The sequence below is a fragment of the Amycolatopsis keratiniphila subsp. keratiniphila genome, assembly GCF_001620365.2.
GTDB lineage: Bacteria > Actinomycetota > Actinomycetes > Mycobacteriales > Pseudonocardiaceae > Amycolatopsis > Amycolatopsis keratiniphila.
This window is the reverse complement of record NZ_LQMT02000053.1, coordinates 8,975-19,644: the sequence shown is the minus strand read 5'-3', so window position 1 is coordinate 19,644 and position 10,670 is coordinate 8,975. Positions and strand designations below refer to the sequence as shown.

The 10,670-nt window shown below is 69.5% G+C and carries 9 protein-coding genes; 6 read left to right on the top strand and 3 right to left on the bottom strand.

Annotated features, from left to right (window positions below):
- Window positions 1–80 precede the first annotated feature (80 nt).
- On the top strand, window positions 81–752 hold the full coding sequence (locus AVR91_RS41600) for a GntR family transcriptional regulator (protein ID WP_076857569.1): 672 nt from the start codon (window positions 81–83) through the stop codon (window positions 750–752).
- Window positions 753–871: 119 nt separating this feature from the next.
- On the opposite strand, the gene AVR91_RS41595 is transcribed toward AVR91_RS41600, so the two are convergent.
- Window positions 872–1,759, bottom strand: a complete 888-nt coding sequence (locus AVR91_RS41595; RefSeq protein ID WP_063270970.1) for a helix-turn-helix domain-containing protein — start codon at window positions 1,757–1,759, stop codon at window positions 872–874.
- A 248-nt stretch (window positions 1,760–2,007) separates the two neighbouring features.
- On the opposite strand from AVR91_RS41595, the gene AVR91_RS41590 reads away from it, so the two are divergent.
- The 3 genes from AVR91_RS41590 (at window position 2,008) to AVR91_RS41580 (ending at window position 6,667) form a co-directional block, all read left to right on the top strand.
- Complete coding sequence (locus AVR91_RS41590; RefSeq protein WP_063270955.1) at window positions 2,008–4,230, top strand: RCC1 domain-containing protein; 2,223 nt, start codon at window positions 2,008–2,010, stop codon at window positions 4,228–4,230.
- 111 nt (window positions 4,231–4,341) lie between these two features.
- Entirely contained in the window at window positions 4,342–5,730 is a 1,389-nt protein-coding gene (locus tag AVR91_RS41585) for an alpha/beta fold hydrolase (RefSeq protein ID WP_063270956.1), read from the top strand.
- A gap of 34 nt (window positions 5,731–5,764) precedes the next feature.
- A complete protein-coding gene (locus AVR91_RS41580) occupies window positions 5,765–6,667 on the top strand; it encodes a DUF2268 domain-containing protein (RefSeq protein WP_063270957.1) in 903 nt (300 codons plus the stop codon).
- Here the strand turns inward: AVR91_RS41580 and AVR91_RS41575 are convergent.
- Window positions 6,636–8,153 (bottom strand): choice-of-anchor A family protein, encoded by a 1,518-nt coding sequence (locus AVR91_RS41575; RefSeq protein WP_063270958.1) that lies wholly within the window; start codon window positions 8,151–8,153, stop codon window positions 6,636–6,638. The genes AVR91_RS41580 and AVR91_RS41575 overlap by 32 nt on opposite strands.
- 176 nt (window positions 8,154–8,329) lie before the next feature.
- Here AVR91_RS41575 and AVR91_RS41570 point away from each other — a divergent pair, with 176 nt between their 5' ends.
- Both AVR91_RS41570 and AVR91_RS41565 read left to right on the top strand, forming a co-directional pair.
- Window positions 8,330–9,292 carry a permease gene (locus AVR91_RS41570; protein WP_063270959.1) on the top strand — a complete coding sequence of 321 codons (963 nt, stop codon included), beginning with the start codon at window positions 8,330–8,332 and terminating at the stop codon, window positions 9,290–9,292.
- Window positions 9,289–9,936 (top strand): TIGR03943 family putative permease subunit, encoded by a 648-nt coding sequence (locus tag AVR91_RS41565; protein WP_063270960.1) that lies wholly within the window; start codon window positions 9,289–9,291, stop codon window positions 9,934–9,936. Before AVR91_RS41570 ends, AVR91_RS41565 begins: the two co-directional genes overlap by 4 nt.
- Here AVR91_RS41565 and AVR91_RS41560 read toward each other — a convergent pair.
- Window positions 9,937–10,670, bottom strand: a 734-nt coding sequence (locus AVR91_RS41560; protein WP_076857565.1) for a transcriptional regulator, incomplete at its 5' end; no start/stop codon positions are given. It abuts the gene before it with no gap.

The following is a 10,670-nucleotide window of genomic DNA, read 5'->3' as shown; positions in this document are numbered from 1 at the left end:
GCGTCGGGCTGGGGCCGCGAGATGGGTCCGTGGGCGATCGACGCCTACACCGAGATCAAATCAGTCTGGCTGCACTACTCGTGACCGCGGGCGACGCGATCAACTCGACGCCGATGAGCAAGTCGCAGATCGCCTACCACTGGATCAAGGCGAGGATCGACGACGGCACCTTCTCCCCCGGTTACCGCCTCGTGTTCGGGCAGATCGCGCAGGAGCTCGGCGTCAGCACCGTGCCCGTGCGCGAGGCGGTGCGACGGCTGGAGGCCGAGGGGCTGGTGACCTACGAGCACAACATCGGCGCGCAGGTCGCGATGGCCGACGAGAGCGATTACCAGCACACCATGCAGACGCTCGCGCTGGTCGAGGGGTACGCCGCCGCGCTGGCGGCGCCGTCCCTGCCCGGCGAGGCGCTCGACCAGGCCAAGGGCCTCAACGCGGAACTGACGGCGTGTCTCGACAACTTCGAGCCGTCGCGGTTCACCGCGCTGAACCGCGACTTCCATCGCGTCCTGTTCGGCACCTGCCCCAATCCGCAGGTGCTCGATCTGGTCAACCGTGGCTGGAACCGGCTGGCCGGGCTGCGCACGTCGACGTTCAGCTTCGTGCCCGGCCGTGCGCACGAATCCGTGCAGGAGCACCAGAAGATCCTCGACCTGTTCGACCGGAACGCGCCGGCCGGGGAGATCGAACTGGCCGTACGCGAGCACCGGTTGACCACTTTGGAGACCTTCCTGGCCTGGCGGCATCCCTAGCCGGGCCAGGAAGGGCACGCTCCCGCCGGGGCGAAGGCTCCTTTCCTCGCATCAGACGCGGCGAAGGNNGCGAAGGGAGCCTTCAGCCCAGTCACTTTCGCGACACGCCAGCCAGGCTGTCAGACCGGAATCCTCTCCGGTGGCGGGAAGGCATAGAAACGCACGGAAAGCTCCTTCGCTTGCGCCCCCGGACGACGTCGGCAGTACCGCGTGATCAGCTCGCGGTATTCCGCGTCCAGTTCCCGGAATTCCGCCTCGGTCAGCCTCGTCGACGTCCGCTGCGCCGTCGCCCACGGGCCGAACTCGTCACGGTGCTGCGCGGCCCAGGACAGCACGGCGATCTCGTTCGCGTACTTGGCGTCGAGGAACGCGGTGACCCGCTCCCGGTCCGCGCCGTCGTAGTCGTCCGGCTTCGGCTCGCGCAGATCCTGCGGGATCGGGATCCAGTTCCCTTTCCGGTCACGGCGCACGAAACCGGTGTCCTGCAGGGTTTGCAGGCATTCGGTGACTTCGGCGCGCGCCAGCCCGGTTCGGCGCGCGACGTCCTCCTCCGAGGCGGGAAGCTCGCGCGTCACCAGGTGGTATCGCGGGTCCTCGCGCATCGTGATGTCCCGCAGGTTCACCGATCGCTTCGGCAGCGCATCGGCCAGCAACCGCCGCGCGGCGAAGGCCAGCACCACGGCGACCGGGATCTCGACGAAGACGGCGAGCGCGACACTGGTCCACCGCTCGGCCGACGTCCAGCCCAGCATGACGTCGAACCACGCGTCGCAGCACAACATCGCGGCCGTCGCCGACAGCAGCGGCACGGCCGCCCGCCGACGGCGCAGCCCCAGCCAGGCCCCGGCCGCGAAACACAGCAGGAGGGCGACATCGAATCCGACCCAGGCCGCGCGCCACTGCCCGGTGTCGTACCGGTCGGGCAGGGTGTGCGCGAGGTAGACGGTCCAGGGCACGAGCAGGACCGCCGCACCGGCGAGCACGGTCAGGAGTATCCGTCGGATCATGATCACGACGTTAGAAGCGGACGGCGGCGGGGACATCCGGGCTTTCCCCTGGTCTGGCCTCAGGGTCGTGGTACTCGCCCGAACGGCCGCTACCGGGGCTCAGCCGGGTGAAGGTAGATTCCCAGAGCCCGTTGTGGGCTTTCTCTGGGGGGAACATGAGTCCTGCGCTGGACACTTCACGTCCACTGTCGACTTTCAGATCCCGAGTGGCGGCTTTGGCCGCAGGGATCCTCACGCTTTCATCGGTCGTGACGGGCTTCGCCGCCGAGGCCGCACCCGCCGCGGCCCTCACCTCACCGGCATCGAGTTTCACGGCCGTTCAGCCGACCCGGTTCCTGGACACCGTCCGAGGCGTCGGGATCCCGGTCGGACCGGTCGGCGCCCGCACCACGGTCACCGGCAGCGCGGCGGGCCTGGCGCCCGAAGGCACCACCGCGGTCGTGGTGAACGTCTGGGCGGAAGGCCCGACCGCGGACACCGCGGTGACCGTCTTCCCGCACGGCACCGCGCGGCCGAGCCTGCCGAACCTGTTGGTGCAGAACGGTAAACGACGGTCCAATCAGGTCACCGTGCAGGTCGGCGCCGACCGGGCACTCGACTTCTACAACGAGTCCGGGTCGACCCACCTGGTCGTCAGCATCATGGGGTACTACACGACCGCGCCGGGTTCGCGGTACACCCCGGTCAGCGCCTCGCGACTGCCGATCGCCTCGATCGGCCACAACGCCACGACCCGGCTGGCCCTCACCGGCGAAGTCCCGGCCACGGCCACCGCGGTCACTTTCAGCTTGACGCTGAGCCAGCCCACCGTCGCCACCTACGTCACGGCTTCTCCCGCTGCCACGCCACGGCCGACCATGGCGAGCGTCGCCGCGTACCCGGGCGGTCAGGGCTCGAACCTGATCACGGTCAAGATCGGCGCCAACCGCTCGATCGACCTGTACAACCTGGCCGGCACGGTGCAGGTGGAAGCCAACGTGATCGGGTTCTACGCCACCGACTACGGAGCGCTCTTCACCCCGGTGGCTCCGGAACGAGTCCTCGACAGCCGCACCGGTCTCGGCGTCTTCGACGGTCAGGCCCGGAAGATCGGCCCGAAGAGCGACCTGTCCTACCGGCTGCAACGGTCGATTCCGTCCAACGCTCTCGCGCTGGCGCTCAACCTGACCGGGTACTCGGCGACGGCGAACACCGCCATCACCGCCTGGGAGAATCGATCGAGCAGTGAACCGCCGCCCAGTGTGCACGTGGTTCCTGGACAGACCATCTCGGTGGCGGTCGCCCCGATCGTCGGATCCATCTTCGGGTCGCCCGCCACCGCCGGTGACGTCGTCCGCACGACCTACGTCCACAACCGCGCCGGGTCCATCGACGTGACGGCCGATCTGTCTGGCTACTTCACGCTGCCACCCGCCGACTGCCTGGTGAATTGTGTGACGACGTGGGGGCCCTACTCCTGGGAGCAGGGCGACGTGCTCCCGATGGCGATGAAACCGTTCAGCGGCCTGAGTGACGTCGTCGAACTCGCCGGCTGGTCCGACAGCGGATACGCGTTGCGCGCCGACGGTACCGTCAAGGCCTGGGGCGCCACCTCGGCCGGACGGCTCGGCAACGGCTGGTGGGCGGGCGGGGCCACCACCTCGGAGTCCCCGGTCCCCGTCGTGGGGCTCACCTCTGTCAAAGCCATCGCGAGCGGTGACACCAAGGGCTACGCGCTGAAGTCCGACGGCACTGTGTGGCAGTGGGGCCAGAACGTCGTCACGCCGGTGCAGGTCTCCGGGCTGACCGGGGTCACCGCCATCTCGGCGTCCAGGGAAACGGGATACGCGCTCAAATCCGACGGGACGGTGTGGTCGTGGGGCGGCAACACCCGCGGTGAGCTGGGGAACGGCTCCACGGTCTCGAGCTCCTCGACTCCGGTGCGCGTCTCCGGGCTCACCGGGATCAAGTCACTCGGTGCCGCGAGCGGCGACAACGGATACGCGATCAAAACGGACGGCACGGTCGCGGCTTGGGGTGACAACTCCCACGGCCAGTTGGGCAACGGAGTCACGTGCACGACACCGTCGGCTTGCTTTTCCCGGGTCCCGGTCCAGGTTTCCGGCTTGACCGGGGTCACCTCGGTGACCGGTAACTGGGCGCGCGCCTTCGCCCTGAAATCCGACGGCACGGTCTTCTCGTGGGGTGACAACAGGAGTGGCGGATTGGGCAACGGCTCGGACTGTGGCCCGGGCTGCCTGTCCACGGTCCCCGTCCAGGTCCGTGGCGTGACCGACGCCAAGGCGATCGGGCGGTTCGGCGGAGGCGGCTACGCGGTCCGCGCGGACGGGACCGTCCTGGGCTGGGGCAGCAACGACAGTTTCGGCCTGGGCGGCGCTGTCATGAGTTACCCGTATTACACGACGGTACCGGTCGAGGTTCCCGGTTTGAGCGGTGTCAAAGCCGTCACGGACGGCCTCGCCCTGCGATAGAAACCGCCGGTGACCGCCGGTCCGGCTCCGTACCGGGCCGGCGGTCCGCCGAACGGGCCGACTTGGACGAAACCCGAGCGCCGTCCTGTCATCCCTGGTCAGAATCGGTCCATGCGATCGAAAACGCTCGTCCTCGCCGCGATCGTCACTTTGACCGCAGGGCTCGCCGGACCCGCCACCGTCGCCGCTGCCGGGCCGCGGCTGGAAGACGCGCGGCCTTGCGCGCACGACGCGCGATTCACCTGTTCGACGTTGACCGTGCCGCTCGACCATCACGGCCGGACATCGGGCACGCTCGAGCTGCAGGTCGCCACCGCGAACAACGCGAACGCGGCCAAGGGAGTGCTCCTGTTCCTCACCGGCGGACCGGGACAGCCCGGAATTCCGGTCAGCACCAAGCTCTTCGATCGGATGCCGGAGGTGTTCGCCGACCACCGGCTGGTGATGATCGACCAGCGCGGTACCGGCGCGAACGCCCTCGACTGCCCGGAGCTGCAGGCCGAGGTGGGCGGATCCGACATCGAACCGCCGACCCGTGAGGCGGTGACCCGGTGTGCCGCGGCACTCGGCGACAAGGCCCGGTTCCATGGCACCGACGCGACGGTCGCCGATCTCGATCTGCTCCGCCGCGCCCTGGGCGTGCCGACGATGGTGGTGGACGGGGTCTCCTATGGTTCGTTCACCGCGTCGCGATACGCCGTCGCGCATCCCGGCAACGTCTCGAAACTGGTCCTCGATTCGGTGCTCCCCCACCACGCGACCGCCGACCAGTCGCTGTATCTCCAAGCGCTGAAGGCGACCACGCGCGTCCTGCGGGACGCCTGCGCCGAGCCGCCCGCATGCGGCTCCGATCCGGCGGAAGATCTCGCATGGCTGGTCCGGAACCGGGACACGGCGGCGGGCGTCGCACTGTTCGACATGATCGTCACCTACGAGTTCGTAGACCCCAGCTATCGGGACCCGTCGGCGCTGGGAACCGACCTGATCACCGCGCTGCGGACCGCGCGCGGTGGCGACACCACGAAGCTCGACTCGCTCCTGCGGGATCTCGCGTCCGGCGGCGACCCGCTCGCGTCGTTCAGCGCGGGCCTGCACGCCGCGACACTGTGCGCGGACATGCGTTTCCCTTGGGGTGACGCGGAAACACCCAGCCTCGTCCGCGAGCCGCTGCTCGAACTGGCCGAGAAGCGGTTGAGCGCCCGAGATACCTGGCCGTTCAGCCCTGCCGTCGCGACCGGGGTCGGGTTCGTGCGGACCTGCCTGCCGTGGCCGGAAGTCCCGGCGAGCTCGAACCCGGGCGGGAAGCTGCCGGACGTCCCGGTGCTGCTTCTCAACGGCGATCGCGACCTGTCGACACCGATGGAGTGGGCGTACACGGAGGCCGAAGCGGCGCCGCGGGGCAAGGTCGTGATCGTCGAAGGAGCGGCGCATTCCATTCAGTACCGGGAGCGGGGAGTGGCCGGGCGGAAGGCGGTGGCGGAATTCCTGGCCGCGACTTGAGTCTCCACCCACTGGAGCCTTTACCGTCGTTCCCATGACGATCACCGTTCTCGACACCTACCCCGCCATGCGCGAGATCCTGCGCGCGCCACGGGAGGACCGCGCGGCACTGCTGAAGGCGATGGTCGAGCCCGCCGCCGGGATGTACCGCTACTTCCCGGGCGACGTCGACCTCGTGGCGATGCACGCGATGGGCGCCGGGTTCCCGCTCGAACGCGACGAGGATCGCTGCCTGGAGGCTCTCGACGCCCTGCACGAAGCGGACGCCTGGAACCGCATCCGGCGGGCGCTCGACGACGCCGTCACCGCGCAGCTCGCCGCGACGCCCGGGCTGACGGTCCCGGACATCACCGTGCTCACCGTGCTGGGTGATCCCGGCGACCGGCACTTCATGGGACCGAACCTGGGGATGTCGGCCAACGGCAGCGTGTCCGGTTACCTCTACCTCAACTTCTGGCCGTACCCGGAGAACCTGGCGAGGCTGGAGGCCACCGCCGTCCACGAGCTGAACCACAACCTGCGCTACAGCCCCGGCGGGGTGATCTGGGATCCGGCGACCGTCACGGTCGGCGAGCAGATCGTGTCCGAGGGGCTGGCCGACGCGTTCGCCCGCCAGTTGTACGGCGACGAACTCGGCTACGCCCGTATCGGTGTGGCGCATCTGCGCGACGACGCGGTGTTCGAGAAGGTCGTCTCCGGCTTGGAGATCACCGGGATGCAGAACTTCGCGGCCTGGGTGCACGGAGACGAGACCGCCGCCCGCTACGGTGGCACTCCCGTCGGCCTGCCGACCGGCGCCGGGTACGCGGTCGGCAACCGGCTCGTCGACGCCTACCTGGCCGCGACCGGCCGGACCGCCGCGGAGGCCCTGCTGGTGGACCGCCGCGACGTCATCGACACCGCCCTCAGGACTCGCGCCGCCTCGACCGGATCGTGAGCACCACCAGCGCGCCACCGACCAGCAGCAGGAACAGGCCGGACACCAGCAGACCTCGCACCTCGCTGCCGGTCGAGGCCAGCGGGCCGCTGTCGGACGGTCCGCCGCCCGGTGCGGTGCCTCCCGGCTGGCCCGGTGTCGTGTAGGTGGTCACCCCGGGGCCCGGGGTCGTGCTCGAGGAACTGCTGGTGGTGGTCGAAGTAACGCTCGACGAGGTGGAGCTCGATGACGTCGCACTGGACGAGGTGCTGCTCGACGTCGGGCCGGTCGACGTGCTGCTCGTAGGACTCGACGAGGAGGTCGACGTCGGTGTCGTGGAAGTGGACGTGGCCGACGTCGAGGAGCTGGACGTCGAGGTCGAAGTCGGGCTCGTCGACGTGGAACTGCTGCTCGACGACGAAGACGAAGACGAGCTGCTCGGCGTAGTCGTCGGCGTGCTGACGCATTCGGGCAGATCACCGTCGAACGGGTAGGCGTGGAACTCCTGCCCGCCACCGCCGGTCGCTTCGGAACTGTGCACCAGCGAGCCCGTGGTGAAGAACCGGCCGTTCATCCCGGACGCGGTGACGGTCGCGGTGCTCCCGGGCTCGCCGATCAGCACGCTTCCCTGGAATTGGGCGCCACCGGCGATCTTCACCTGGGTGGCGTCCGGGAAGTTCCACAGCAGCCGCTCGCGCAATTTGTTCAGCGGGTCCTGATCGTTCAGGTCACCGGTATAGGTGTTGATCGTGCGGGCGGCGCCCACCATGTTGACCAGGATCGTCGCCCCCGCCGGGATGCCCTCGAACTCGATGCCCTGCATGCCGCCGGTGGCGCCGGTCAGGTCGAAGTCCACAGTGAACACCTGCAGCGCGGATTTGCCGTCCCCGGTGAACAGGGTGCGATAGCCCTGGTTGACCGCCGTGCCGGTGGCAGGCCGCGGTGTGGCGCCGTCCCGCGCGTAGCACTTGCTCGCCACTCGCAGATCCTCGCGCAGGCTCAAATAGGGTTTCGCCGCGTCGGGGTCTTTTTCGAGGGTGCCGGTCACCGTCCCGGTGACGGTGCCCGCGTGCCGGACGACCCCGCCGTCGGCGAGCAGTCGCTGGTCGGCCGCGACGCTGACGTTTCCGCCGGTGGTCAGGAAGTCGGCGCCGTCGGGCGGCGGAACACGTGATCCGACACCGGCGATGCCGACGTTGTAGACGGACGACGCGCCCGCTCGCTTCGCCATGTCGAAATCACCGAGGACGACGACCCGGCCCTCGGCTTCGGCCGCCGCTTCCCGTACCTGGAATTCACCGCCGACATAGACGTTGATGCCGTTGTCCCGGCCCGCGTAGTCCTTGTTGTTCACCGGCGGGTACTTATCCGGGCACGCCGGACCGACACACGGACCCAGTCCGCCCGGCAAAGGGGCGGCGGCCGCGCCGTCGGTGACCACGAGAGCCGCCACGCACACCGCTGCGGCGGCACCGGCGGAAAGAGAGGCGAATCGCCTTGCACGCATGCGGCGATTCTTGTGCCCACCGGCCGGGGGAACACAATCGGAATCCGGAAATACCCCCGACCGGGCGAGGTGGGTAACCCGGCCCATTGGGAGGCGTCCAGTGTTGTCCAGAGAACGAAATTCCAGGTGGACCGCGAAATCCCTAAAGTCCTGACCGACGATGGGAGGTTCGCCACATGACGGGCACCGGAGTACGCACGCGCACCGGTTCGGTCGAAGTGCTCGCGGGCTTTCTCGTCCTGATTCTGCTCGTGCGGTGGCTGCTCGGCGACGTCCTCGGGGCGCCGATCGTGCAGACCTGGACGACGGTCTTCGTTTCGATCGTGCTCCAGGCCGTTCCATTCCTCGTCTTCGGCGTGACCCTTTCCGCCGCGATCGCGGTCTTCGTGCCGCGGGAATTCTTCGCGAAAGCCCTGCCGAAACATCCGGCACTCGCGGTTCCGGCCGCCGCGGCGACCGGAATGGTGCTGCCGGGCTGCGAATGCGGTTCGGTCCCGGTGGCCGGCGCGCTGGTGCGTAAGGGGGTCACCCCGGCCGCGGCGCTCGCGTTCCTGCTCGCGGCCCCCGCCCTCAACCCGGTCGTGCTGGCCGCGACGGCGATCGCGTTCCCGGATCGGCCGTCGATGGTCTTCGCCAGAGCGGCGGCCGGGCTCGCCGCTTCGGTCCTGATGGGCTGGCTGTGGCTCGGCCTCGGCCGGACGGAATGGATCAAACTGCCCGAACACGCCCACGGTGACACGCGCTGGCGGGCGTTCGCCGGCGCGGCGGGCCACGACCTGGTGCACGCGGGTGGCTTCCTGGTCGTCGGGGCCATGGCGGCCGCGACGCTCAACGTCCTGATCCCGGGCCGCTGGCTCCAGGTCGTCGCCGACCACCCGGTGCTCGGTGTCCTCGCGTTGTCGCTGCTGGCGGTCCTGTTGTCGATCTGCAGCGAGGCGGACGCCTTCGTCGCCGCCTCGCTGACCCAGTTCTCCCTCACCGCCCGCCTGGCGTTCCTGGTGATCGGGCCGATGGTCGACCTGAAACTGTTCGCCATGCAGGCCGGCACCTTCGGCAGGCGGTTCGCGTCGAGATTCGCGCCCGCCACGTTCGTGGTCGCGCTCGCCTGCGCGGCCGTGACCGGGACGGTGCTCTGGTGAACCGGACCGCGGCGACCGTTGTGCTGCTCCTGCTGGGCGCGGCGGTGCTCAAGGTCTGCCTGACCGGCCAGTACCTGCGCTATGTCAAGGAAGGGCTCTGGCCGTTCCTGGTCGCGTCCGGTCTTCTGGTCCTGGTGCTCGCGGCCGCGAACCGCCATCGTCACCCGAAAGTGGGGTGGCTGCTCCCGCTTCCGGTGCTCGCCCTGCTGTTGGTCGCCCCGCAGCCGCTCGGCAGTTACGCGGCGGGCAACGCGGGCATGGCGCTGACGCGCTCCGACGAATACCCGCCCCTGCCCGACGGCGACCCGGTGAAGGTGACCGTCCTGGACTACGCCTCGCGCGCGGTGTTCGACGAGGGCCGTTCCCTCGGCGCGAGGCGGGTCGTGCTCACCGGCTTCACCGCCACCGGCGCGGACGGCGCGTCGCTGCTCGTCCGGATGATCCTGACCTGCTGTGCCGCGGACGGGCGGCCGGTCAAGGTCGTGCTGGACGGCCGCGTCCCGAGCGAACCAGACACCTGGATCGAGGTCACCGGCACGTTCCGGCCGGGGTCCGTGGTGGACGAGGTCAACGGGGAACGCATCCCGTTCCTGAAGGTCGAAAGCGCGACACCGGTCCCCGCGCCCGAACGTCCCTACGAATAGTCAGGTCCAGCTCCACTGGATCCCGTACTGGCCGGGCTGCGGATCGAGGGTGATGAACTGGAAGGTGCTGGTGTCCCTGTCGAACGTCGCCTCGCACCGTTCCTCAGGCGGCAGCACGCCGCGCGGCCGGAAGAACCCGGCGCAGCGCCGCGGCAGCCGGCCGGGATCGAAGCTGACCTGCACCGCGACGTCCCGCGCCGGCCGGTAGAGCGCGACCTGCACGTGCCTCCGGCCCTGGCCCGGCGGATAGCGCACGCCGAACTCGACGACGGCGAGTTCGCCAGCGGCCAGGGTGCGGTCGAGGACGAACTCGAACACGCAGGTGGACGACGGGACGTCCGCGCGGAACCGCGCCGGACGGCAGCCGTCGGTGTACAGCACGGACGGCGGCTGCGTGATGCTGGAGCACCGGTTCACGAAGACGAACCGTGAGGTGCCGTCCCGGTCGGCGCGGATCAGCCGCCGGACCCGGACCGATTCCTGGTTGCCGTCGCCGTCGACCCGGTAGGTGAGATATTGCGAAAGCCGGTGCGGGGTGTCGAGCTCGTCCGGCGTCACATCCATTTTGGACAGTGCGCGCACCACCTCCTCCGGCCGCCGCCACACCTGGTCGTAGCTCAGGGCGTGTCCGGTGCGGACGGTCCAGCGGCCACGGGGGCGGCGCGGGCCGAGCAACCCGGTAAGCGTTTCCGGCGATTGCCCGAGAATGGCCTCCAGCGCGGTCACCGCGGCGA